Source organism: Natronococcus sp. A-GB1 (genome assembly GCF_029688845.1).
Lineage (GTDB): Archaea > Halobacteriota > Halobacteria > Halobacteriales > Natrialbaceae > Natronococcus.
Genome location: NZ_JARUKW010000016.1, coordinates 79,176 through 103,462, shown reverse-complemented (window position 1 = coordinate 103,462; position 24,287 = coordinate 79,176). Strand labels below are relative to the sequence as shown.

Below are 24,287 nucleotides of genomic sequence, written 5' to 3'. Positions count from 1 at the left end.
TCGGGTTCCGTCACTCGAGTTCGTCTCGCTCGCGGCCGTTGACGGTGATCGACTCGCGATCGTCGTCGCGGCCCCGGCCGTACTGCCGGCGTTCGACGGCTCTGGCCCGGCGGTCGACGTCCCACTTCTGGAACAGTCCGTACTCGGTCATCGTCTCCATCCCGGCGATCGCCGCCGAGAGCTTGATCCCGACCAGCGGCACGTCCGCGACCGAGATGATCACGTCGGCCCGGAGGATCGCCCCGTCCCTGAGCACGACGTCGAGTACGTCCACTAGCGCGTCCTCGTCCTTTCGCGGTCTCATGGCTGTCGTCCCCCGTCGGTTGTTTGCTCGCCGCTGCCGAGTTCCGGCGCGAACGTGTACGGCGGCCACGGCCCCGTAAATCGGACCTCGAGCCCGTCGGTCGCCGCCACGTCGTCGAGTATCGAGCCGATGGCCCCCTCGTCGTCCTCGTGGGCCAGCAGCGTGAGTCGACACAGCGTCTCTCCCTCGTCGTCGTCCTGGTCGGCGACCTCGTCGGAGAGCGACGCCGAGGGTGAGCGTTCAAGCGAGTGAACTTCCCGGGCCTCGGCGGCCAGACGCTCCTCGAGGTCGTCGGTCGCCGACTCCCGACGATTGGCCCGCACCGCGGCGAGGCGCTGATCGAGTTTCTTCTCGAGCAAGAACGCCGTTCCCTCCTCGGAGTCGTCGATCTTCTCGTGGAGCTCCTGGAGTCGGTCGTCCCGCTCGATCAGCGTCTCGTCGTCGACCGGGTCGATCTCGACGACCTCGACGCGGTACTCCCAGTGGTCGGCCAGTCCGGAAAGAGCGCGCTCGAGGGTCGCTCGCTCGTCGTTGATCCACTCCCGGACGCGCTCGTCGTCGCCCCGGAGGATCGTGTCGAACTGGAACGGGATCGGCGTCCCGAACCGCTCGCTGGCCTCGTCGATGACCGTCTGGTGACGAACGAGCCAGCGTCTGACCTGGGCGAGGTCGGCCGAGTCGTAGATCCCCTCGCAGGCGTGGACGACCGCGCCGATCCCGTCCTCGACGACGATCGAAACCGGCTCGCCGTCGATCCCTGTCAGCTCGAGGTCGGCGTCCGCGTCCGCCTGCACGAGACAGTAGAGGTACCGCCCCTCGTCGATCTCGGGGACCTCGTCGGCGTCGACCCCCGGCTCCCGGTCCGTGCGCTCGGACCGGTCGTCGCGATCGTCGGAACTCACTGCTCTTCACCCCCGAACACGGAGTAGCCGGGCTTGTTCGAGGCGGTCGTTTCGCCCTGGAGCTGTTCGATCGCGTCGGTGACGAGTCCGTCCAGCTCGCCGCGGAGGTCGTCGACGCCGTCCTCGATCCCCTCGTCCTGCTTGAGCTGTTCGATCTCGGCCTCGATCGTCGCGAGCTGGCCACCGAGGCGTTCGATCTCCTCGTCGGTGAGATCGCCCGACTCCATGCGCCGGACGGCCTCGCCCTCGAGGGCCTCGATCAGGATCTCGACGACGGCGATGACGAGCGTCAACAGCCCGTCGCGCGCGTTCTCGCCGTCGCCGACGTCGATCGTCGACATGGATTACTCGTCACCCTCCGATTCGGTTCCGTCGTCCGCCGATTCCTCGTCGTCGGAGTCGTCGCTGAGCAGGTCGTACCCGCCGCTGGTCGGCCGATCGGGATCGGGACTGAACCCGGGGTGGGCGGGCGTAACGTCCTCCTCGCTGTCCTCGCCGTCCGACTCCGGATCGTTGCCGTCTCCGCCGGATTCGGCATCGGATTCGGCCGTCACGTTGACGCCTCGGGTCGGATCGATCGGGGCGGTCGACTGTCGCTCCTCGGCGAGTTCGGGGTCGTCGACGGCCTCGGCGAGGCGTTGCATGTCCGTCCCCTCGGGGAACTCGAGGCCGTACTTCGCCGCGGTCTCGAAGGAGGCAATCGCGGCCCGGAGCTGAACGCCGAGCAGCTGGGTGTCGCCGATCGAGACGGCGATGTCGGCGTTGATGACGATCCCCTTGTCGAGGAGCATCTCGACGACCTCGGCGAGGTCGGCCTTCTGTCGGCTCGGCTGGAACTCATCGACCACGACAACCACCTCGGCCGTGCGCGCCGCTGCCTCGGATCGGTCGTTCAGCCGTGATCGTGCCGACTGTGCGAGCGTTGCCGCTCGAGGATCGGCCGGCGATACTCGGTTGCTTCGGTCGGCTGTCGGATAGGGTGTTAGTCATTGTTCTGTTGGCGTCGTTTTCGCTCGAGTTCGAGTTCGAACCGACGGCCGTAGATGCGCCGTCGAGTCGGCGCCGTCGAGAGCTTGACCTGCTGTGGCACCGTCGAGTGGCGCGTATCGCTGGTGCCGATGTCCCGCCGCTCGGTCGGCAACGTCGAGGCGGCGGTCGGGTTCCGCGAGGACGGGGTCGTGTCCTCCCGTCGCATCTTCTCTCGATTGGTCTCGTAGAGCTCCTGAAACGTCTCGTGGGTCTCGAGCAGGGCGTCCCGGAAGCTGTCGATCCCGCGCATCGCCTGCTGCTGGATGAACACCTGGTAGGCCTCCGGATCCTCCTCGATGTCGGGTTTCTCGAACGCCTCCATCGCCGCCTCCCTGGCGTCGATATCGTCGAGGAGGCCGTCGCCGTCCTCGTCGCCGACCAGGTCGGTGCCCTCGTCGACGATCGTCTCGGCGGCGTCCTCGAGGGCGCCGTCGTCCTCGCCGTCACCGAGTTCGTCGGTCGCCTCGTCGAGTTCCCGTTTCTCCTCCCAGATCTCGGTCAGGTCGGCGGCGTCCCACATACTCAACAGGTCGAGCGCCGAGAACAGCTCCGTGAAGTTGACGACGTCGCTCGCGCCGGTCTCTTCGTCGGCCAGCGCATCGGGAATCTCGCCCGTCTCGATCGCCTCGAGCAGCTCGTCGCCGTCGACGGCCTCCGGCAGCTCCGTCAGGTCGAGCGACTCGAGCAGCTCGGTTGTCTCCTGGGCCACCCGAACGAGCGTGTCGACGTCGCCGAGCAGCTCCTCGAGTTCGCCGTCGCCGAGCTCGTCGGGAGTGTCGACGCCCTCGAGCGACTCCTCGAGGTTCTCGAGGCTCGACTCGGCCTCCGAGAGCAGTTCCTCGAAGGTTTCGTCGTCCTCGCTCATTGATCGTCCTCCACGGGCTCGACGGCGACGGTGAGGACGCCGTTTTTGAACGTTGCTCGTGACGTCCGATCTTCCCAGGGGACGTCGACCCGACCGAGTTCGGTCCCGGAGACGGCGACGACGAGTTCGTCCCCGTCGAACCCGACCGTAACGTCGCTCGAGTCCGTTCCGGCGACGTCGGCTGTGACGAGCAGCTCGTCGTCGTGCAGCCGGGAGGTCACGTGGCCGTCCGGGGAGGGCGAACGGCGTGAGCGCCGTGTTCGTTCCCGGATTCGGTTGCCGTCGGTCGGCGTCCGAACCCTGTCGATTGCCCGATCGAGTCCGGAGCCGACGGAAACGTCGTAGTTCAGGTTCATCGACCGTCGCCGTCTGCGACCGGTCGACGACAAGTCGCGGCGCTCGAGCGACTCGAGCGCCGACAGCAGGCTCGTCAGCCAGTGGCCGGAGCGGTCGTCGCGGTCGTCGTTCGGTTCGATCGGATCGTCGGTGTGGTCGGGCATTATCGTTTCACCTCTACGCGGCTGCTCGAGAACCGCTCGTGGACCTCGCGAGCGATCTCGATCTCCTCCTCGAGTTCTTCTTTGCGTTCGCGGTACTCCGCCTCGGGCCGTTCGCCGAGTTCGTACAGCAGCTGGTTCTCCTTGAGCTGGTCCTCGAGTTCGTTCAGGTCGTACAGTTCGTCGAGCGCGATCGAGTGTAACGCGTCGACGATACCGATGAACGGCCGGAACAGGAGATCGTCGAGCACGAACATGGTTACTGGGCCCCGATCTTGACGTCGACGAAGCTGTACGGCGCGAACGGCCCCGTATACCGGACGAGAAGCTGCCCCTCGTACTCATCTTCGAGCTCGGCGACCGCGTCGTCGAACGCCTCCCGGTCGTCCTTCTCGACCAGGTACGACCGGTTGAACACTAGCCGGTCGCTAAACAGGTCGTTCGGCACCGACTGCTCGGCGATCGGCTCGAGGTGGTCGGCGACGTCGTCCTCGACTGCTTCGCGGTCAACGTCGGCCTCTTCCTCCTCGACGAGCTTGAGGCCGAGTTCGATCTTCCCGTCGATGTCCCGCAGGGCGCGGCGAAACGCCGGCTGTGCGTTCCGGAGGACGTTTTTCAGCTCGCGGTCGCCCTCGAACGCCATCCCGAACCGCATCGGGACGATCGTCTGCCCGCCCTCGTACTCCATGATTTCCCGGAGCACGTCGTCGTGGCGCTGGGCGTCCTCGTCGGTCTCCTCGGGCTCGGTCGTGTCGATGTCCGAGACGACCGCCGCGTAACGGCGGTGGGAGATCGTGTAGACGCGGTCCGCGTCGCCGACCGCGTCCGTCTCGAACTCGACGTCGTCGCTCGCCTCGACGACGCCGTAGACGTACCTGTGACTCACGACAGCATCACCGTCCGTCGATGCGATCGGTCGAACCGTCCGAACGAGGTGTGTGTCCGTACCATAAGATAAGAGCTACTGAATCGACAACTCGTCGTGTCGATAAGGCTCCCGCGCGCGTTATGGTGGTGCTTGCAGGCGCAGTGTCGCCGAGTACACCCCTCGGCCCGAGGATTAGCTTGCATGCGCAGCGACAGTACTGTTACCGGTCGCGCGAGAACGCCGGGATACAATGGCATCCCAACGAAGACCAGACGCCTCGAGTCTCGCGGAAGTACTGGACCGTGTTCTCGACAAGGGCGTCGTCATCGACGTCTGGGCGCGCGTCTCGGTCGTCGGCATCGAGCTCCTGACGATCGAAGCCCGCGTCGTCGTCGCCTCCGTCGACACCTTCCTCCACTACGCGGAGGAGATCTCAAAAATTGAGCAAGCGACCGCAGAGGGCGATCTCGAGGACCTCGAGGAGCTCGAGATCGAAGAGCGACCGGAGTCCTCGCCACAGTCCGCCTCCGAATAATCCACATGGGGGATTCGTCTTCGCGGGACCGCAAGGTTCGTGGCCGGAAGATCAGGTCGGATCGAAGCAAGAAGAAGCGTCGGAAGGCGAAGAAGATGGCCAAGAAAGAACGCGCGTCGAACGGGACGAGCGGCGGCTCCGGCAGTTCCGGCGGTTCGGACGGATCACCGCTCTCGAGCCCCGAGGAGATCGCCCCCGATCCGTTCATCGAGACCGACGCGGTCGCGTCGGTTCGAGACCGGATCACCGGCTGGCTCGAGGCCGACCAGCCGGTCCACCTTATCGGTCCGACCGGCTGCGGGAAGACGGCGCTCGCGTTGTCGGCGGCCGCCAAGCGCGGCCGTCCGGTGGTCTGGATCAACGGTGACGAGGCCGTCGGTACCGCCGAACTCGTCGGTACCCACTCCGGCGGCGAGCGCTACGAGGAGCGCGACCAGTTCGTCAGCGGCGTCAGCAAGACCACCGAGGTCGTCCGTGAGCGGTGGGTCGACAACCCGCTCTCGGTCGCGGTCAAGGAGGGCGCGACGCTCGTCTACAACGAGTTCTCGCGGAGCGATCCCACAGCTCACAACGTCCTGCTGTCGGTGCTCGAGGAAGGGGTCCTCGAGCGACCGGGGAAACACGGCGAGGATCGGACAATCGACGTCCACCCCGAGTTCCGGCTGCTCGTGACCTCGAACGACGTCGAGTACGCGGGCGTCCACGAACAGCAGGACGCGCTGCTCGACCGGTTCGTCGGCGTCAACGTCGACTACTACGACGCCGAGACCGAACGCGAGATCGTCGCCGCCCACGTCGACGTACCCGAGGAGACGATCGAACAAGTAGTCGATGCGATCCGAGCACTCCGTGACGAACTCGACGTCGTCGTCGGGACCCGCGCGGCGATCACCGCGGCGGAGGGATTGTCGGTCTTCGCCGAGGACGGCGCCGAGGAGTTCGACGACGAGCTGCTCGTCGACGTGTTCACGGACGTCCTCGCACCGAAGATCGCCGGCGAGGGCGACGGGATCGACGAGCTCCGCGACGCAATCAGCGACGCGCTCTAAGACGATGGCCGAAGCCGAATCGAACACAGCGGACCAGTGTCGGGCGCGTACCGGGGACGGAGAGCGGTGCTCCCGCCCGGCCCAGGACGACGGGTTCTGTTATCAGCACGATGAGAGTGATCCAACCGTGAGCGACAGCCAATCAGCCGACGAACAGGAACAGGAGGACCAGGACGACGACCAAGACCAGTCAGCGGAGGCCGAGAACGAAGAGCAAGAGGACGTCCAGTCGGCCGAGATGGCCGACGAGGAGGCGACCGACCCCGAGGACGTCGACACGGGTGACGTCGACGGCAAGGATCAGATCGAGGGCGTCCTTGCGATTCGGAAGATCGTTCAGTCGACCGCCGGCAAGCTCATCGGTCACGAGTTCGACGGCGTCAGCGAGATCTCGCCGATGGACGAGGGCTGGCGGGCCGTCGTCGAGGTCATCGAACGCTCGGCCGTCCCGGACACCCAGGACATCATCGGCCGCTACGAGATCGAACTCGACGAGGACGGCGTCGTCCAGGGGTACCGACGGCTCGGTCGCTACCGCCGCGGCGACACGAAGGCCTTCGAGTAGCCCGCCGCTCTCGAGTCGGACAGCTCCCGTCGATCACATCCCAGTCTACCGTTTTTCGCCGCGACTCGTCGAAACGACGAAACCGTTCCCCGTCCTCGAGGCGACCGTGCAACTCGTCGACGACACTCCGGTGTACGGACTCGAGGTCGATCCCGAGACGCGCTGTCAGCACTACCACACCGAACGCGACGTCGTCGCGTTCCGGTTCGCCTGTTGCGAGCGGTACTACCCCTGCGTTCGCTGCCACGACGCCGTCGCCGACCACGAGGCGGCCGTCTGGCCCCGTGACCGGTTCGACGAGCCATCGGTGCTCTGTGGGGCCTGCGGGACGGCGATGACGGCACCCGAGTACCTCGAGAGTAACTCGCAGTGCCCGGAGTGCGAAGCGGCGTTCAACCCCGGCTGTACGGACCACCTCGAGTACTACCTCGAGCGGTAGCCGACGGTACTCGGCCGGGCCGGGAAGCAAGCTATTTCCCCGTCGAGCGGCCGAATGCGGGTATGGATCCGGCGCTTGGCCCGCCAGACGCGATGGCCGAGAAACGCGACGAGCTGACGCCGATGATGCGTCAGTACCACGACCTCTGTGCGCGCTACGACGACGCGCTCGTGCTCTTTCAGGTGGGGGACTTCTACGAGACGTTCTGTGGCGCCGCCGAACGCACCGCCCGCCTGCTCGAGGTGACCCTGACCAGCCGCGAGGACAGCACGGGGGAGTATCCGATGACCGGAATTCCGGTCGACAACGCCGAGTCGTACATCGAGGAGCTGCTCGAGGCCGGCTACCGGGTCGCCGTTGCCGACCAGATCGAGGAACCCGGCGAGTCCCCGGGCGTCGTCGAGCGGGCCGTCACCCGCGTTATCACGCCCGGCACGCTCACCGAGGACGAGCTGCTCGCGAGCGACGACAACAACTTCGTGGCCGCGCTCGCCCGCGACGACGGACCCGAACGGACGCTGGCGTTGGCCCTGCTCGACGTCTCGACGGGCGACTTCCTCGCAACGAGCTCGTCGTCGACGGAGGCGATCGCGGATGAGGTGAGCCGATTCGATCCCTCAGAGGCGGTCGTCGGCCCCGACACCTCCGCCGACCCCCTCCCGGAGGGCTGTATGGTGACGCCGTTCGACCCCGACGCGTTCGGTCTCGAGCGCGCGACCGAGACCGTCTCGACGTACTTCGGCGAACCCGACACCCTGCTGGCCGGCGACGCCGAGATCCGGGCCTGCGGGGCTCTGCTCGAGTACGCCGAGTACGCCCGTGGGGGCGCAGGTGACGGCGAGGGCGCGGCCGACGAGGGAGCGGAGGCGACCGACCGCGAGACGGGGCGGCTCGAGTATCTCACTCACCTCACGCGGTACGATCCTCGCGAGTACCTGCTCTTAGACGCCGTCGCCCTGCGGAGCCTCGAGCTGTTCGAACCTCGTGCGGTCCGCGCTCGGGAGGACGCGACGCTGATCGGGGTCCTCGACGAGACCGCGAGTGCGCTCGGTGGGCGAGCGCTCAGAGACTGGCTCCGCCGGCCGCTGCTCGAGCCCGATCGGATCGAGGCCCGCCTCGACGCCGTCGAGGAGCTGACGGGATCGGTCCAGACCCGCGAACACCTCCACGAGTTGTTGCGGGACGTCTACGACCTCGAGCGACTGATCGGCAGGATCTCCCGCGAGCGGGCCAACGCCCGGGACCTGCGCTCGCTCCGGGACACGCTGGCGGTCGTCCCCGAAATTCGGGAGCGACTGGCCGACGCCGACTGCGCGCGGCTTCGGGAGCTACGCGAGGAGCTCGACCCCCTCGCCGACGTCCGCGAGCTGATCGACGACGCGATCGTCTCGGATCCGCCCATCGAGATCACCGAGGGCGGGATCGTTGCGGAGGGGTACGATTCCCACCTCGACGATCTCCGCGGAACCGCACGCGACGGGAAACAGTGGATCGACGACCTCGAGGCCAACGAGCGCGAGCGGACCGGGATCGACTCGCTGAAGGTCGGCTACAACTCCGTCCACGGCTACTACATCGAGGTGACGAACCCGAACCTCGAGGCGGTACCCGAAGACTACCAGCGCCGCCAGACCCTGAAGAACTCCGAGCGGTTCGTCACGCCCGAACTCAAGGAACGCGAGGACGAGATCGTCGGCGCCGAAGAGCGAGCCGACGAGCTCGAGTACGAGCTGTTCTGCGAGGTGCGAAGCGCGGTCGCCGACGAGGTCGAGCGCGTCCAGGCGCTTGCCGACGCGCTGGCGACGGTCGACGCCCTGGTTTCGCTTGCGACCGTCGCGGCCCAGTACGACTACTGTCGACCGAAGATCGCGGAACGCGGCGAGGAGGCGAGCGACGGGCTCGAGATCGACATCGAGGGCGGGCGCCACCCCGTCGTCGAGCGCACCCAGGAGTCGTTCGTCCCCAACGGTGCCACCCTCTCGCCCGATCGACGGCTGGCGGTAATTACGGGACCGAACATGTCCGGAAAGTCGACGTACATGCGCCAGGTCGCCCAGATCGTTCTACTGGCACAGGTCGGCAGCTTCGTCCCCGCCGAGTCGGCCCGGGTTTCGCCCGTCGACCGAATCTTCACCCGGGTCGGCGCCAGCGACGACATCGCGGGCGGGCGCTCGACGTTCATGGTGGAGATGGACGAGCTGGCGACCATCCTCCGGGAGGCCGACGAGCGCTCGCTGGTCCTGTTAGACGAAGTCGGGCGCGGAACCTCGACGGCCGACGGGCTCGCGATCGCACAGGCGATCACCGAACACCTCCACGACGAGGTCGGCGCGACGACGCTGTTCGCGACCCACCACCACCCGCTGACGGAGCTGGCCGAGGCGCTCCCGGCCGCGTTCACGCTGCACTTCGAGGTCGAACAGCGCGAGGGCGAGGTCGTCTTCCACCACGAGATCGCCCCCGGTGCGGCGACGGGCTCCTACGGCGTCGAGGTCGCGACCGCCGCGGGCGTCCCCGAGGATGTCGTCGAGCGCTCCCGGGAGCTCGTCGCGGAAAACGCCGACGAACCGGGCGGGGACAGCCCCGACTCGCGGAGACGAGCGAACGATCCCCGTGTCCCGGCCTCGACCGACGGCGGGAGTCAGGGGCTTCCTGACGACGTTGCGGCCGAGCTTCGCTCGCTCGAGCTGGCTCACCTCACGCCCGTCGAGGCGCTGACCGAACTCGACCGGTTGCAGCGGCTGCTCGAGGAGTAGGCGGGCGAACGGTAGAAAAGACGGTCGGTAGGCGTTACTTCAAACCGCGAGCGACCCGTGCGAGCGCGAGCGCAGCGCCGAACAGCGCGGTATTTTTGAGGAACTGGATCCGTTCTTGCTGTTTCGATTCCTCATCGTCCTGGTTCCAGTAGTCGTGCATCACGGGTGTCGTTCCGGCCAGGAAGCCGGCGATCCCCAGCGCGGCCGCGGCCGGGAGCTTCCAGAGGACGACGCCGAGCCCGCCCAGCAGCAGGCCGACGCTCGCCGCAGGGACGGTGCGGTCGGGCTCTGGCACTCCCTTGAACTCGGCGTAGCCGATGCGCTCCTCGAGGTTGCGAAGGTTGTCGATCGCGTTGAACGCGAGGACGCCCCCGAAGAGGACGCGACCGAGCCGGAAGAGGGCGGTGTCGGTTACCGAGTCGTCGGCGGTCGGCTCCGAGACCGTCTCGGTGCGCTCGACGGGTTCGTCATCGCTATCGCTGTGGCTCATGAGTCGAGAGGCAACTGTCATCACCACTGGTAGGAGGCCGAGTGGCATAAGTCCGCGCTGACACCGACGTCACCGGGTTCCGGTGTAACCTACTTCGTGGACGACGTGGGAGAGCCGAGGTGATGGCGACGCTCACCCTCACGAGTCCCGCGTTCGACGACGGCGGACGCATCCCCGAGCGGTACGGCTACGGCGAAGCGAACGTCAACCCGCCCCTCGAGATCGAGGGCGTACCCGACGAGGCCGAGTCGCTCGCGTTGATCGTGGACGACCCCGACGCGGTCGAGCCCGCCGGGAAGATCTGGGATCACTGGGTCGTCTGGAACGTTCCGCCGGAGACCGAGACAATACCCGAGGACTGGGACGCCGACGACGCGACGGAGGGGACGAGCGATTTCGGCGACGTCGGCTACGGCGGTCCGAGTCCGCCCGATCGGGAGCACACGTATCGCTTCGCGGTCTTCGCCCTCGACACGACCCTTGAGCTCGACCCCGAGACGGACGCCGACGGCCTCAGATCGGCGATGAGCGGCCACGTCCTCGCACAGGGCCAACTCGAGGGGCGCTATCCGTCGACGTAGCAACTCGGGGAGCGGATGCCGCCGACAGCGCTCACTCCGTCGGCTCGAGCGCGACGAACTCGAGGTCGTGGCGGGCCAGCAGCCGCTCGGCCCGATCTGTCACCGAAGGCGCGACGAGGATTCCCCGAACCGCGGCGTCGGCGTGGAGATCCCGCTCCAGGGCGTCGACGTAGCGCCGGAGCTGGCTCACGGCGTCGGGGCCGACGCGGCGACGCTTGAGTTCGACGACGACCGATCGGCCCGCGGCGTCCTCGCCGTAGATGTCGACCGCTCCCGCGGGCGTGTCGCGTTCAGTCGCAAGCGGTGTAAAGCCGGCCTCGAGCAGGGTCGGCTCCTCGAGGATCCGCCGACGGAGGTCCTCCTCGGTGCCGACGACCGAGAGCTCCGTCGGATCCGAACCCGCGAACGTCGAGACCTGTAGCACTTCCTCGAAGCTGACGAGCAGTTGTTCGTCGGGCGAGGAACGCAGGCTCTCGATCACGAGCGCGCCGTCCTCGCAGCGAACCGCGTGGTCGCAGCCGGGCGGTTGCCAGTTGACGGGCTGTTGGCCCTCGTCGGTGTGGACCAGCGCCGCGCCGTCGGGTTTGAGCATGAGGTGGCGGTCGCCGGCCTCAAGCCGGCTCGAGGCGCGGCCGTCGTAGTCGACGGTGCAACGGCCGTACACCGTGATCATCGCCTCGCGCTCGATACCATCGGCGATCGCCTTCCGGGCGGCCTCGAGGGCGGGGTGCTCGAGCGTCGTCGCCTGCGGGGGCCGAATGCCGGATGTCACTGGCCCGTGGTAGCGGGCTGACGAACAAAAGGGATCCGGACCGCAGGTGTGGGGTGATCGAAAACCCTTATTTTCGTGGGGAGACGCGTTCGAACCACCAATGACCAGCGAACACGATCGACGGCGATTCCTCCAGCTCACCGGAACGGGGACTGCCGCGGCACTGGCCGGCTGCAGCGACCTCGGCCTGCTCGGCGACGACGAGGGCGAGTACGCCGACGTTCTGACGGCCGTCATCGGCCCGGACTCCGCCGAGATCGAGGAGCTCCAGGAGCAAGTCGAGAACGAAGAACTGGACATGATGGAGGCCCAGCAGCGCCAGCAGGAGCTCGTCGAGGAGGCGATCGACGACTTCGAGTCCCGGGCCGAGGAGGACGACGACATCACGATCGAGGACTCGAGCTCCGAGTACGGACTCTACCGGATCGACGGCGAGGCAGAGGCGATCGTCGACGAGCTCAAGGGAGGGCCGATCGCGTCGCTCTCCGAGGGCGCGGCCTACGACCGGATCCTCGAGGAGCAGGAACAACAGCCCGATCCGACCGATCCCGAGGAGGACATCGACGTCGAGGAGGAGCCCGAGGACGACGAAATCGAGGATGACGAACCCGAAGACGACGAAGCCGACGACGGTGACGAGGAAAACGGTGCGGACGACAGCGACGAGCCGGCTGACGACGAAGACCCGGAGGATCTCGAGACCGACGACGAGGACGAAACCGACGAGGCCGACCCCGGCGTCGATGGCGAGAACGGCGACACCGACGACTGACCGCTCCTCGAGGGACTAGCGTACGCCGAAGGGGCTCTCCCGTTCGGTCCAGTTCCAGCCCGGCAGTCGCTCCTGGAAGCCCGCGGCCAGCGCGGCCTCGCAGTCGTCGATCCCCGCGTTCTCCTCGGCGTCGCCGTGGATCTGCAGGTCGGCGTAGTGAAACGTCGCCTCACCAAGCGTTCGCAGGGGCTGGGTGCCGGCGATCGTCGCCGCCAGCTCCCGGCCGACGATCTCGTCGACGATGAAACCCGGGTAGTCTCCCTCGACATCGAGTTCGCGCAGGATCGCGACCATCGCGGCGACGTTGACCGCGAGGTCGCCGTCGGCGAAGACGGCGTCGACCTCTGTACGGTAGGCGTCCTCGGTGACCGAATCCACGTCGGTCTCGAAGATCGATCCCAGATCGTCGCGCACGTCGTTGATGACCGGAACGACGGTGTCGGCTCGTTCGCTGACCCACTCGTACTCGGCGGCGACGCGGTCCGGCGTGAGGTGCATACGGTCGCTTCGGGCCGAACCACCCTGGGTTTTGCGAAGGCTTTTATACCACGCAAAGAATAGCCACGGGTAAGCGGGTTCTCCCTGGAATCTTCCCGCACGAACCAGGATAACCGACCTGGGTACGTCTTCGTCGGACGAACCATCACACAATGACTCGGGACACCGGACGGAACGGATCCTCCGTCGTCCGATGGCACCGTCACTCGAGGTCGTCGGCAGTCTCACTGCAGCGGCCGACGGCCGCCCGGCGATCCGTCGACGGTCCCCGCGGTGGTGCGTTCGCTTCGGCGACTCCGGCGTCCCCCTGTCGGCGAGTTCACGCAATCGATAACTGGCGATTATGAGCACTGTAGAGCAGCAACTCGACGATTTGAAAGCAGAGATCACGAGCGAGTTACCGAACGATATCTCGGTTTCCTCGGTGAAGTACGAAGGCCCGGAGCTGGTCGTGTACACGCGCGACCCCAAGGAGTTCGCCCAGCAGGGCGACCTCATCCGCAAGCTCGCGAGCAAGCTCCGCAAGCGGATCACCGTCCGCCCGGACCCGAGCGTGCTCTCGCGGCCCGACGAGGCCCGCGAGCAGATCACGAACGTCATTCCGGAGGAGGCCGGCGTCACCGACCTCGACTTCCACGCCGACACCGGCGAGGTTGTCATCGAGGCCGAAAAACCCGGCATGGTCATCGGCCGTCACGGCTCGACGCTTCGGGACATTACCAAAAGCGTCGGCTGGACGCCCGAGGTCGTCCGCACGCCGCCGATCGAATCCTCGACGGTCTCGAACGTTCGGAGTTTCCTCAAACAGGAACGCGACGACCGCCGGGACATCCTCGAGCGCGTGGGCCGACAGATCCACCGCGAGGAGATGTCCGACGACGAGTACGTCCGGATCACGACGTTGGGCTGCTGTCGCGAGGTCGGGCGAGCCGCGTTCATCCTCTCGACGCCCGAAACGCGGATCCTGATCGACTGCGGCGACAAGCCCGGCGCCGAAGGTGAAGTGCCCTACCTCCACGCCCCCGAGGCGTTCGGCGCCGGCGCCCAGACGATCGACGCCGTCGTCCTCACGCACGCCCACCTCGACCACTCCGCGTTCATCCCGCTGCTCTTTAAGTACGGCTACGACGGCCCGATCTACTGTACCGAGCCCACGCGAGACCTGATGGGTCTGCTGACGCTCGACTACCTCGACGTCGCCTCCAAGGAGGGACGCGCCCCGCCCTACGAGTCCGAGATGGTTCGCGAGGCGATCAAACACTGCATCCCGCTCGAGTACGGCGACGTTACCGACATCGCTCCGGACGTCAAGCTCACCTTCCACAACGCGGGCCACATCCTCGGCTCCGCGGTGAGCCACTTCCACATCGGCGACGGCCTCTACAACGTCGCGTTCTCGGGGGACATCCATTACGACGACACACGCCTGTTCAACGGCGCGGTCAACGACTTCCCGCGCGTCGAAACCCTGGTCCTGGAATCGACCTACGGCGGTCGCAACGACTACCAGACCGACCAGGAAGACTCCGAACAAAAGCTCGTCGACGTTATCAACGAGGCCCACGATCGGGACGGGAAGGTCCTCATCCCGGCGTTCGCCGTGGGTCGCTCCCAGGAGATCATGCTCGTCCTGGAGGAGGCGATGCGGTCGGGCAAGATCCCCGAGATGCCGGTTCACCTCGACGGGATGATTTGGGAGGCGACGGCGATCCACACGACCTACCCCGAGTACCTCCGGGACGACCTGCGGGATCGGATCTTCCACGAGGACGAGAACCCGTTCCTCGCCGAGCAGTTCAACCACATCGACGCCGGGGAGGAGGAACGCCAGGACGTCGCCGACGGCGGTCCCTGCATCATCCTCTCGACGTCGGGGATGGTCACCGGCGGCCCGATTATGTCCTGGCTGAGCCACCTCGGTCCCGACCCGGACTCCTCGCTCGTGTTCGTCGGCTACCAGGCCCAGGGGACCCTCGGCCGTCGCATCCAGAACGGCTGGGACGAGATCCCGACCAGCGAGGTCGGCGCGGCGGGCAACGGCGGCGGCCGCGGTACGCTCTCGCTGAACATGAACGTCGAGACCGTCGACGGCTTCTCCGGCCACGCCGACCGGGCCGGCCTCGAGAACTTCGTCAAGACGATGAACCCCCGTCCCGAGAAGGTCCTCTGTGTCCACGGTGACGAACGCTCCACGCAGGACCTCTCCTCGGCGCTGTACCACGACTACAACATGCGGACGTTCGCGCCGAAGAACCTCGAGACGTTCCGCTTCCTCTAACCGAGCGAACGCGGTTTCAGCGCTCGAGCGAACGCGATTCGGCCGCGAAAACTGCGCCGGGACGCTCGAAAGCGGACGCGAGCAGCAAGCGGCTCCGTCTTCTCTCTCACTCGTCGGCCGAAAACAGCGTGTAATCCTTCTCCGAGGCCGCAAAGGGCATCACGGTCGCGTTTCGCTGTGCGACCCACGACAGCCGGAGAACGAACGACGCCAGGATCGAAAGCGGCGCGAAGCAGGCGACCATGGCGACGAGCGTCACCGCGACGATCCCCGCCGCCGGGAGCGCTTCGATCGCCGCGAGATCGTACACCGCCAGCGTCGCGGCGAGAAACAGCTGTGCGGGGAGTCCGACGATCAGCAGGACCCGCGAGAGAAAGGAGAGCTCCTTCGTAATGTAAACCGTCCGGAAGTACTTTCGGGCGACGTCGATGTGGAGCAGGTGCTCGCGGATCGACGTGAACAGCTCGCGCTGCTCGTCGGTCAGCTGTGCGTCGTACTTCGTCTCGATCCGAGCGAGGTCGTACAGCTGCTCGGCCTGCGTCGTTCCCAGTGTCGCCGCGATCGCGCCGAAGATCTGTTCGTCCGCGTCGGGTGTGTCGACCGTCCTCGTGACGGCTCTGACGTCACCCCGAAGCGCCCCGACGAGCTCGTCGATTTCTGCGGAGAGCTCACCGTCGAGAGGATCGGTCACCGTCTCGCGCAGCGCCTGGGCTCGCTTGCCGAGGTTCTCGTGGAGGATGAGCAGGAACGACCCCGGCATCACCGGGCTCACCGCTCGGTCCATCACATCCTGTACCTGATCGCGGTACTCGACGGCGTTTCGGGTTCGCCGCTCCAGATCTCCCGGCGAGCCGAGCTCTCGAGAGAACACGAGCTGGTTGATCGCGATGACGACCGTGATGAGGGTGAGGTTTCCGCCGAGAAAGGAGCTGAACAGGAGATACAGCGGTTCGCCGGGCGCCCGCGGAAACAGGTTCACGACGAGCAAGGCGAGCAACAACAGTGTGATCCCGCCGAGCAGCACGCCGGCGACGGTGAGCCGGTTGCCCTCGATAACTGTCCACCGAAACACCGAGTGACGTCGGCTGGTGTCGTCGGTCATAGCCCGCCTACAGGGATCACCTACCTGAAACTTCTCCCCTCGTTCGTGTACAGTCTCGACCGGTATCAGGTACGTTCGATCGGCTCATTGCGTACCGTGCGAGCGCGTGACACCAGCATCTCCGTACGTGGGACTCTTGGGACTCGAGGCATTCGATCAGAAACGATGGAACGCGACGAGGGCGGTCGCCGCCTCGAGGGGTGTAACGCCGGTCGGTCGTCCGCGGACGACGCCGTTCTGGGGGCGTCCCGTCTATGATGTCGACCTGGTTCCTCTACGCCCTTCTGACCGCGGGGATCTACGCCGTGATCGCCTTGCTGTCGAAGGTCGTCAGCGGCGTCGAGATCGACGACCCGCTGACGCTGGCGATCTACAACTGCATCCCCTTCTACGCCGTCTACGTCCTCGTCGGGCTCGCTCTCGAGTGGCCGGCGATCCGAAACAGCCTCACGGGAACGGGCGGTGGTCCGGTTCCGGGAGCCGAGCCCGCGCCGGTGGCGGTCGCGCTGGGGTTCGGCGTCGTCTCGACGATCGCCTACGGGATCTACTACTGGGGGCTGGTCAACGGCGACGTCTCGCGGTTCGTCCCGGCGCTGTCGCTCGAGACCGTCTTCGTGCTCGTTCTCGGGTTTTTGATCCTCGACGAGGCGTTCCCGTCGGGCGTCTACGCCGGGGTCGGGCTGGTCGTCTTCGGCGCGCTGTTTATCTCCTACGACCGGGAGGCCGGCTCGATCCGCGAGAGCCTGACGTTCTCGACGGTCGGGGTCGCCGTCCTCGCCGCGATCGCCTTCGCGGTGTTCAACACCGGGATGAAGGTGCTCACCGACGGGTTCGGCACCGTCGAGATCCTGTTCTGGATCAGCCTCGGCGGCCTGGCCTCGATCGCCGCGGTCGTCCCGTTTCGCAGCGGCGGGGTCGAACCGAATCCCGCCGACCTGCTGGCCGGCCGCGTGCGGCTCACGAAGGGAACGAAGCTGCTGCTGGTCGGCGGCCTGCTCAACGCCGTCGGACTCTTCACGTTCATCCGGGCGCTCGAGCACGGCCCAGTCTCGCTGGCGACCGCGATCACCAAACTCGACGTGATGATGGTGTTCGTCGGCGCGCTCGCGCTCTCGAAGCTCGCGCCCGCGTTGCTTCAGGAGCAGTTCGATCCGTTCACGCTGGCCCAGAAGGCCTCGGCGTCGATGATCGTCCTCGCCGGGTCGGCGCTGATCCAGTTCAGCTACTGAAGCGGCGGATCGCTAGCAGGAGTTGATAATAGGGTTTTGTTGTTCGGTCTGGCTGTGAATACGAGTCGTTACATAGAGCGTGTATACTGAGCGGTTAGCAACGAGTAGCATCTACCAAATTCATCAGTCGAGCGTTACTTTCATACAATTATGCATTAAAGAGTGATACGTGATTTCGATACCGTCTGGATATACCAGCTATGGCGTCTTAGCCCTTGGATTACTGATGCTTGTTGCGACTATTGTACTATCGCCACAAATGACACTGACCGCTTGTGAGTTCGATAGCACAATGTATGAGGTAATTGGAATTCATCCGACTCAAAGTTCAATCGAGGGAATCGTTCCACCTGGAATAGGAGGCCCTGGCCGAGGAGGAGTACTCGCCTGGAACGATGGGTGTAACGAACGTGGTAGCCCGCTTCTGTTTCCCGTAGTAGGAGTCGTCGGAACAACCGCAGGGCTGGGCTTTGTTGTACGGGATATTTGCAATCGCTCTAACTGACCACCGTGCTCTGTAGTTGACTTCTACTGAAGGCGAGTCTCACGCAGATTCTGAATACCGAAGCCGGGTCACTCTCCCCTGCTAGGAGAGCTGTTTCGACAGCCACTCGAGGTTCGTCGCGACCACCGCCAGGAGGATCCCGACGACCGAGATGACGATCAGGAACGTCGAGACGACGCTGACCATCGGATCCAGCGCCTGCCTGATCTCGGTCCAGGCGAGGACGGGGATCGTCTCGGTGCTTGGCGTCGAGAGGAACAGCGCCATCACGAACTCCTGGAGGCTGATGATGAACGCGAGCAGTCCGCCGACAAAGATCCCGTGTTTCACGTTCGGGAGGACGACGTGGACGAACGACTGGACCGGGCCGGCGCCGAGGTCCTGTGCGGCGTCGAGCTGTTGCCAGTCGAACCGGCTGAACACCGACCGCATCACGAAGTAGACCAGCGGCGTCGCCCACAGCGTGTGGGCCAGCACGATGCTCGCGTACGAGCCCCGGAGCCCGACCTCGTTGAAGTACATCAGCAGCGTGATGCCGAGTATCACTGGCGGGATCAGAAGTGGGATCAGGACCAGCGGCGCCAGTATCGACCCTAGCGAGCCGTCGTCGATCTCCTGGCCGAACGCGCCCATCACGCCCAGCAGCGTCGCGACCAGCGCGGTGCCGACGCCGATGACGATACTGTTCGTGAAGGCGTCGAGCCAGCGGACGCTGTCGAGGAACTCGACGTACCACATGAGCGAGTAGCTCTCCGGCGGGAACGCGAGCCGGCCCGTCCCGGAGAACGACGTCACGACGACGACCAGCAGCGGCAACAGCATGAGTGCCAGCAGAGCTAGATAGCCGGCGCGAAACGCCGCGGTCTCGAGGCGTTCTCTATGCAAGTTCGAACTCACCTCCGAGTCGGTTGAGCAGGGTGAACATGATCGCGATGCTGGCTAGCATCAACAGGAGCATCACCACGGAGAACGCGGCCGCCAGCGGGTAGCGCATGTCCGAGAGCATCAGCCCCTCGACCTGCATGGCGAACGTGATGTTGCCCGACAGCAGGTCGGGTGCGGCGTAGGCCCCGACGCTCCAGGCGAAGGAGATCACCGCCGCGACGATGATGCCGGGCATCGCCTGCGGGACGACGACCTCGAGCACCGACCGGGGTCGGCTCGCCCCGAGGTCGCGGGCGGCTTCGACGACGTGCCAGTCCATCGTCGCCAGCACGCTGTAGATCGCCAGCACGGCGTAGGGAAGCACGATGTAGAGCTGGCCGACGACGACGCCGACGGTCCCGGGGACGAACTGGATCGGACTCGAGATGAGTCCGAGCGAGAGCAGCAGCTCGTTGAGCGTCCCCGACGGCGCCAATAGGGGATTGAACGCGTACGTCCTGATGACGAGCGTCGTCAGCAGCGGGAGCACGACCGAGAACAGCAACAGCGACTTGACGAGTCCCGTCGACCGCCAGATCGCGTAGGCGTAGAACAGACCGATCAGGACCGACAGCACCGTGACGACGACTCCAAGCAGGAAGGAGAAGCCGACGATGCTCCAGAGGAGGTCGCTCGTGAGGACGCTCGAGTAGGCCTCGAGCGTCCAGGTCCCTTCGGCGTAGACGAGGTCGCTCGACTCCTCGGCGAAGCTGATCCGCAGGAGGATGAAGAAGGGGACCACGAACACCAGCAGCTCGAAGGCGAGCAACGGGGCCATGAGCAGCAGGGCCCGGTTCGAGCCGGACTGCTGGCCGAGTGACTCCCGAACGCCCTCGAGCGAGCGCGGAAACTGCGAGTTCGTCTCGGCCATCTTAGAGCGTCACCCGCGAGCCGTCGGCGCGGAACGCGAGCACGTCGGTGCCGTCCCACTCGATGCGGATTTCCTCGCCCGCGGTCAGCGCGTCGGTGCTCGCACCCGTCCGTTCGGCGAACATCGCAGTCCCGTTGACTGAGACGGAGTACCGCACCGTCGACCCACGGTAGAGGACGTTCTCGACGGTACCGACGACGGCGTTGAGCGTACTGCCGTCGGCGAGCACCGGCTGTTCGGCTCCCTCCGCGGCGTCGGCGGTCGGATTCCGCTCGATCGAGAGCACCTCTGGACGCAGCGACAGCGTCAGCTCCGTTCCCTCGGCGACGTCGGGGTCGCGGTCGGTCGGGAGCACGAGCTCGTACCCGAGTTCGGTCTCGACGCGGACGGCTCCGTCCGTGACGCCGACGACCTCGCTGCCGACGAAGTTCGTGTCACCCAGAAAGCCCTCGATGAAACGGTTCGCGGGATTCTCGTAGACTTCGGTGGGCTCGCCGACCTGGATCAGCTCCCCCTGGTCCATGATCCCGATGCGGTCGGCCAGGGTGAACGCCTCGTCCTGGTCGTGGGTGACGTGGACGAACGTCTCCTCGAGATCCTCGTGGATCTCGCGGAGTTCGATCTGCATGTCCTCGCGGAGGCGTTTGTCGAGGTTCGACAGCGGCTCGTCGAGCAACAGGACGTCGGGGTTGACCGCGAGCGAGCGGGCCAGCGCGACGCGTTGCTTCTGGCCGCCGCTGAGGGTCGTCGGATCCTCGTCGCCGTAGCCGCCCATCTGGACGCGCTCGAGCATCGCCTCGGCGCGCTCGCGGCGTTCCTCTTTGGGGACGTCGCGCATCTTCAGTCCGAACGCGACGTTCTCCAGGACTGTCTTGTGGGGAAACAGCGCCCAGTCCTGGAACACGGTCGAGGTGTTGCGTTCGTACGCCGGCTGGTCGGTGACGTCGGCGCCGGCGAGCGTGATCTCGCCGTCGGTCGGCGTCTCGAGGCCGGCGATCATTCGCAGCGTCGTCGACTTGCCGCTGCCGCTGGGGCCGAGCAGACAGAGCAACTCGCCGTCCCGGATCTCGACCGAGACGTCCTCGACGGCGGTCGTCTCGCCGTAGCGCTTCTCGAGTTCGTTCAACGTGATTTCTGACATTGGTGCGGTATGGTGTCGGTAATCGGATGTAGAACGGTAGTAGGCGGCGATCAGGAGCTCTGTTGGATACTCGAGAACGCGTCCGAGAGCTCGTCGTCGTGGTCGGCGAGGTACTCCCAGTCGGGGAACGCGATGGTCTCGGCCTCCTCGGTCGTCGTCGGGAGGTCGTCCTCGAGCTCCTCGGGGTAGTCGATCTCCTCGTTGCTGAACATCATCGGGTGGGTCTCGGCCCACTCGGACTGGACCTCGGCGTCGAGCAGGAAGTTGATGAACTCCTCGGCCTCGTCGCGCCGGTCGGTCCCCTGGACGACACACCAGTTGTTGAACCAGCCGGTGGTCTCCTCGGGCATCGTGTGAGTGAGCCCCTCGTAGTCGTCGATGTCGGCGGCCGTCTGGTCGTAGTACCACTGGGCGACGTCGATCACTTCGTTGTCGAACGCCTGCCAGATATCCTCGCCGGAGCTGGCCCAGCTCTCGACGTTCCACTCCTCGAGGGTCTCGAGAACGTCATCGTGGAGCTCCTCGTCGTGCATCTCCTCGGCGCCCTCGGCGTCGTCCATCCCGATCGCGGCGGCGTAGAGGGGGTACCACCAGAACCCGGTGTCGACGCCGATACCCTCGCTATCGGCGACGGCCTCCGAGGAGAGGTCACCCCACGTTTCGGGGTCGACGTCGGCGTCCTCGCGGTGGATGATCGTACACGGCGCGCCGTCGACCGGCAGCCCGTACTCCGTCCCCCGCATCTCCGCGTAGTAGTCGATGATCCCGTCGGCGTTGGGGACGTTCTCCTCGCGGATGGGCTCGAAGAGGTCGTCCTGGCGGCCGTAGTAGTAGAAGTTCCCCTCCGCCACCGTGACGTCGAACGGCGGCTCGTCCTCCGGGGCGTTCTGGATGTCGGTGAGGATATCGTCCCAGCCGCGGTGGACGTCGACTTCGACGTCGTGCTCGTCCTCGTACTGCGTGACGAGCCCCTCCTCGAAGCGGTCGGCGTAGTTCCCGCTCCAGACGCTGACGCGCAGCGTCTCCTCACCTCCTGCGAGTTCGGCACAGCCCGCGATCGCCGTTGCGGAGCCGACTGCCGCTGCGGACAGAAATCGCCGTCTCGAGGTCGGGTTCGCTCGAGAGTCGGTTGAAGATCCGATCGCCGATTTCGCGTCGTCGGTTTCTGCATCCCGGTGTGGGCCTGCAGCCATGAGTACCCGGTAAACCCGGATTGCGACATAAAGGCGTTATGATGTAGTAATAATAGCCGATAAAAATCGCGAAGATCGGTCGCCGCATCGAGCGTTCGCGGGCGAATCACCGCCAGACGGACGCTCCTATCCGTCCGCCAACCGTCCGAGGCCGCCCTCCTCGGAGTTGTCGCCGGGGGATCCGCCCTCGGACGCGGACCCGGTCTCGCTCTCGAGATCGAGCGCCGACGTTCGGTGGGCTCACGAGCAGGTGACAGTTGGCGGCAGCGACCGCCGGGAATCGAATCGGCGCTCCTCTCCGGTAATCAGTGGGTAACGGGCAAGCAGACGGACTGCTGTAACCGCTTACCGACACACCCGGCAGATGTCCCTGGGATGTGGATGATGAGTTACCGGAGACCGTATCAGTCCTCGCCGTCGCCGAACTCCGTCTTGAAGTTGGAGACGCCCCGATCGGTGCCCGCGACGAGGACCTCGTCGTCGGTCTCGAGCCCGAAGTCGTCGTCGAACGCCGTGACGATCTCACCGTTTCGTTTTACGGCGACGATCGTGGAGTCGGTCCGCTCTCGAACCTCGTCGGTGTCCGGGTGCTGTCCGGCGAGCTCCGGTGCCCGTGTTCTGGTGAGCTGGATCTGCTCGCGAAGCGTCATCACGTCCTCGTCGTAGAGGCCGAGCGTTGTCATCCGGCCGGCGACCTTCGGCAGCGCGAGGACGTAATCCGCACCCGCCCGGTAGAGGTCGCTCGCGCTCTCGGCGTCGTTGGCCGCGACGACGATCTCGACGTCCTCGTCGGCCTCGCGGGCGACCAGCGTCGCGAGGGTCGCATCGTCGTCGTCGGGCAGCGCGAGGATGACGGTTTCGGCCCCGTCGATCCCCGCCTCGTCGAACGTCGTCGTCTCCGTCGCATCGCCGACGACGTCGACGCCCTCTCCGGGCTCGGTGTCGATCACCGTCGTTTGCTGGTCGGCCTTCCGGAGGATTCCCTCGGCGGTCGTGCCGACGAAGCCGTGGCCAGCGATGATCACCGGACCCGCCGTCGCGGACCGCCCGCCAGACCGGGTGATCGGTTCGATCCGCTCGAGTTGCTCCTCGGTACCGGCGACAACGAGGACGGTGCTCTCGTCGGCGACCGCCTCGCTCGAGGGATCGGTGACGAACTCGCCACGTAGCCAGACGCCGACGAGCGTCGCCCCCGTCCGATTGAGGGGGTCGAGGGAGTCGAGGCGCTGACCGTAGAGTGGACTGTCGTCGGTCACCGGGAACTCGGCGATCTCGAGGTCGACATCGAAGTCCTCGATATCCTCGAGTGCGGTGCTGACGACGTTCTGGGCCTTGTCCGCGAGACTTTTGCCGAGACGGTGTTTCGGCGAGATGACGGTTGTCGCGCCAGCGAACCGGAGGTATCGTGACTGTTCGGGGTCGTCAATCAGACAGATGATCTCGAGATCCGGGTTGGTCTCCGCGAGCGAGAGGAGCGTGCCGATGACGTTCTCCTGCTGTTTCGCGCCGACGACGACCGCGACCGCGTTCTCGATGTTGACCGCTTCGAGCGTCTCTTCGTCCTCGATCGTCCCGTAGACGACGTTCCGTCCCTCCTCGAACAGCGTTTCGGCCCGCTGTTCGTCGTCCTCGACGATGACGTACTGCTCCTCGCGGGCCTCCAGATCGTCGACCAGACTCTCACAGAGCGAGGTGTATCCCCAGATAACGGCGTGGTCTTCGGCGCTCTCGACGGCGTCGGGGACCCTCGTCTCGGTGAGCTCCTCCCTGGCCCAGGGGACGACGAACTGTGGGACGGCGACGGCAATGTAGGCGATCCCCGTAAACTGCGCGACGACCATCAGCGCCTGCATCCCGATGGACGTCCACGGCGCGTCCTGTCCGTACCCCGTCGAGGTCAGCGACTGGACGATAACGTTGAGCGAGTCCTGCAGTGACCGCGGTCGCCCCTCCAGTTCGGCCATCCCCCATCGATACAGCAGCGTCTGAACGGCCACCACGACGACGAACGAGAGCAGAAAGATCACGAGACGTCTGTTCCGACCGATCCACTGGAACGGAGACGGTTTTCGAAACTCCATGTAGCCGAGCTAGATGACTCGGACGTGTAGATATTGGAGTT

General features: G+C 65.9%; 26 protein-coding genes. 9 read left to right on the top strand and 17 right to left on the bottom strand.

Annotated elements, in window-relative coordinates:
- Positions 1–10: 10 nt before the first annotated feature.
- From QA600_RS17780 to QA600_RS17745, 8 genes are all read right to left on the bottom strand, one after another.
- On the bottom strand, positions 11–304 hold the full coding sequence (locus tag QA600_RS17780; protein WP_005558090.1) for a gas vesicle protein: 294 nt from the start codon (positions 302–304) through the stop codon (positions 11–13).
- Entirely contained in the window at positions 301–1,206 is a 906-nt protein-coding gene (gvpL, locus tag QA600_RS17775) for a gas vesicle protein GvpL (protein WP_278293271.1), read from the bottom strand. The genes QA600_RS17780 and gvpL overlap by 4 nt, the downstream gene beginning before the upstream one ends.
- The gene (locus QA600_RS17770; protein WP_278293270.1) at positions 1,203–1,547 is read right to left on the bottom strand and encodes a gas vesicle protein K; all 345 of its coding nucleotides are present in this window, start codon (positions 1,545–1,547) and stop codon (positions 1,203–1,205) included. Before QA600_RS17770 ends, gvpL begins: the two co-directional genes overlap by 4 nt.
- A gap of 3 nt (positions 1,548–1,550) precedes the next feature.
- Positions 1,551–2,054, bottom strand: a complete 504-nt coding sequence (locus tag QA600_RS17765; protein WP_278293269.1) for a gas vesicle protein — start codon at positions 2,052–2,054, stop codon at positions 1,551–1,553.
- A gap of 134 nt (positions 2,055–2,188) precedes the next feature.
- Entirely contained in the window at positions 2,189–3,100 is a 912-nt protein-coding gene (locus QA600_RS17760; protein ID WP_278293268.1) for a hypothetical protein, read from the bottom strand.
- Complete coding sequence (locus tag QA600_RS17755) at positions 3,097–3,600, bottom strand: gas vesicle protein GvpH (RefSeq protein WP_278293267.1); 504 nt, start codon at positions 3,598–3,600, stop codon at positions 3,097–3,099. Before QA600_RS17755 ends, QA600_RS17760 begins: the two co-directional genes overlap by 4 nt.
- A complete protein-coding gene (gvpF, locus tag QA600_RS17750; protein ID WP_278293266.1) occupies positions 3,600–3,854 on the bottom strand; it encodes a gas vesicle protein GvpF in 255 nt (84 codons plus the stop codon). Before gvpF ends, QA600_RS17755 begins: the two co-directional genes overlap by 1 nt.
- Before the next feature lie 2 nt (positions 3,855–3,856).
- A complete protein-coding gene (locus QA600_RS17745; protein WP_278293265.1) occupies positions 3,857–4,483 on the bottom strand; it encodes a GvpL/GvpF family gas vesicle protein in 627 nt (208 codons plus the stop codon).
- 232 nt (positions 4,484–4,715) lie between these two features.
- On the opposite strand from QA600_RS17745, the gene gvpA reads away from it, so the two are divergent.
- The 5 genes from gvpA to mutS all read left to right on the top strand — a co-directional run bounded on the left by gvpA (position 4,716) and on the right by mutS (position 9,809).
- Complete coding sequence (gene gvpA / locus QA600_RS17740) at positions 4,716–5,000, top strand: gas vesicle structural protein GvpA (RefSeq protein WP_278293264.1); 285 nt, start codon at positions 4,716–4,718, stop codon at positions 4,998–5,000.
- Between the two features lie 5 nt (positions 5,001–5,005).
- Entirely contained in the window at positions 5,006–6,049 is a 1,044-nt protein-coding gene (gene gvpN, locus QA600_RS17735) for a gas vesicle protein GvpN (RefSeq protein WP_278293263.1), read from the top strand.
- Between the two features lie 4 nt (positions 6,050–6,053).
- The gene (gene gvpO, locus QA600_RS17730; protein WP_278293262.1) at positions 6,054–6,614 is read left to right on the top strand and encodes a gas vesicle protein GvpO, halophile-type; all 561 of its coding nucleotides are present in this window, start codon (positions 6,054–6,056) and stop codon (positions 6,612–6,614) included.
- 106 nt (positions 6,615–6,720) lie between these two features.
- Complete coding sequence (locus QA600_RS17725; RefSeq protein ID WP_278293261.1) at positions 6,721–7,053, top strand: CHY zinc finger protein; 333 nt, start codon at positions 6,721–6,723, stop codon at positions 7,051–7,053.
- 62 nt (positions 7,054–7,115) lie between these two features.
- Entirely contained in the window at positions 7,116–9,809 is a 2,694-nt protein-coding gene (mutS, locus tag QA600_RS17720) for a DNA mismatch repair protein MutS (RefSeq protein ID WP_278293260.1), read from the top strand.
- 34 nt (positions 9,810–9,843) lie between these two features.
- On the opposite strand, the gene QA600_RS17715 is transcribed toward mutS, so the two are convergent.
- A complete protein-coding gene (locus tag QA600_RS17715) occupies positions 9,844–10,320 on the bottom strand; it encodes a DoxX family membrane protein (protein ID WP_278293259.1) in 477 nt (158 codons plus the stop codon).
- 101 nt (positions 10,321–10,421) lie between these two features.
- On the opposite strand from QA600_RS17715, the gene QA600_RS17710 reads away from it, so the two are divergent.
- Positions 10,422–10,880, top strand: a complete 459-nt coding sequence (locus QA600_RS17710; RefSeq protein WP_278293258.1) for a YbhB/YbcL family Raf kinase inhibitor-like protein — start codon at positions 10,422–10,424, stop codon at positions 10,878–10,880.
- Between the two features lie 31 nt (positions 10,881–10,911).
- On the opposite strand, the gene nucS is transcribed toward QA600_RS17710, so the two are convergent.
- Complete coding sequence (gene nucS, locus QA600_RS17705; RefSeq protein ID WP_278293257.1) at positions 10,912–11,652, bottom strand: endonuclease NucS; 741 nt, start codon at positions 11,650–11,652, stop codon at positions 10,912–10,914.
- A gap of 100 nt (positions 11,653–11,752) precedes the next feature.
- On the opposite strand from nucS, the gene QA600_RS17700 reads away from it, so the two are divergent.
- Positions 11,753–12,424, top strand: a complete 672-nt coding sequence (locus tag QA600_RS17700; RefSeq protein WP_278293256.1) for a hypothetical protein — start codon at positions 11,753–11,755, stop codon at positions 12,422–12,424.
- 15 nt (positions 12,425–12,439) lie between these two features.
- On the opposite strand, the gene QA600_RS17695 is transcribed toward QA600_RS17700, so the two are convergent.
- Positions 12,440–12,922, bottom strand: coding sequence for a hypothetical protein (locus tag QA600_RS17695; protein ID WP_278293255.1), 483 nt, complete (start codon positions 12,920–12,922; stop codon positions 12,440–12,442).
- Between the two features lie 343 nt (positions 12,923–13,265).
- On the opposite strand from QA600_RS17695, the gene QA600_RS17690 reads away from it, so the two are divergent.
- A complete protein-coding gene (locus tag QA600_RS17690) occupies positions 13,266–15,200 on the top strand; it encodes a beta-CASP ribonuclease aCPSF1 (protein ID WP_278293254.1) in 1,935 nt (644 codons plus the stop codon).
- A gap of 106 nt (positions 15,201–15,306) precedes the next feature.
- Here QA600_RS17690 and QA600_RS17685 read toward each other — a convergent pair whose 3' ends face one another.
- On the bottom strand, positions 15,307–16,302 hold the full coding sequence (locus QA600_RS17685) for a hypothetical protein (RefSeq protein WP_278293253.1): 996 nt from the start codon (positions 16,300–16,302) through the stop codon (positions 15,307–15,309).
- Positions 16,303–16,556: 254 nt separating this feature from the next.
- On the opposite strand from QA600_RS17685, the gene QA600_RS17680 reads away from it, so the two are divergent.
- Positions 16,557–17,531 carry an EamA family transporter gene (locus tag QA600_RS17680; RefSeq protein ID WP_278293252.1) on the top strand — a complete coding sequence of 325 codons (975 nt, stop codon included), beginning with the start codon at positions 16,557–16,559 and terminating at the stop codon, positions 17,529–17,531.
- Between the two features lie 586 nt (positions 17,532–18,117).
- Here the strand turns inward: QA600_RS17680 and QA600_RS17675 are convergent.
- The 5 genes from QA600_RS17675 to QA600_RS17655 all read right to left on the bottom strand — a co-directional run bounded on the left by QA600_RS17675 (position 18,118) and on the right by QA600_RS17655 (position 24,246).
- Entirely contained in the window at positions 18,118–18,921 is an 804-nt protein-coding gene (locus tag QA600_RS17675) for an ABC transporter permease (RefSeq protein ID WP_278293251.1), read from the bottom strand.
- Positions 18,914–19,831 carry an ABC transporter permease gene (locus QA600_RS17670; protein ID WP_005558046.1) on the bottom strand — a complete coding sequence of 306 codons (918 nt, stop codon included), beginning with the start codon at positions 19,829–19,831 and terminating at the stop codon, positions 18,914–18,916. The genes QA600_RS17675 and QA600_RS17670 overlap by 8 nt, the downstream gene beginning before the upstream one ends.
- 1 nt (position 19,832) lies before the next feature.
- A complete protein-coding gene (locus QA600_RS17665) occupies positions 19,833–20,972 on the bottom strand; it encodes an ABC transporter ATP-binding protein (protein ID WP_278293250.1) in 1,140 nt (379 codons plus the stop codon).
- A gap of 50 nt (positions 20,973–21,022) precedes the next feature.
- A complete protein-coding gene (locus QA600_RS17660; RefSeq protein ID WP_278293249.1) occupies positions 21,023–22,165 on the bottom strand; it encodes a PotD/PotF family extracellular solute-binding protein in 1,143 nt (380 codons plus the stop codon).
- 404 nt (positions 22,166–22,569) lie between these two features.
- Positions 22,570–24,246, bottom strand: a complete 1,677-nt coding sequence (locus QA600_RS17655; protein ID WP_278293248.1) for an NAD-binding protein — start codon at positions 24,244–24,246, stop codon at positions 22,570–22,572.
- Positions 24,247–24,287: the final 41 nt, after the last annotated feature.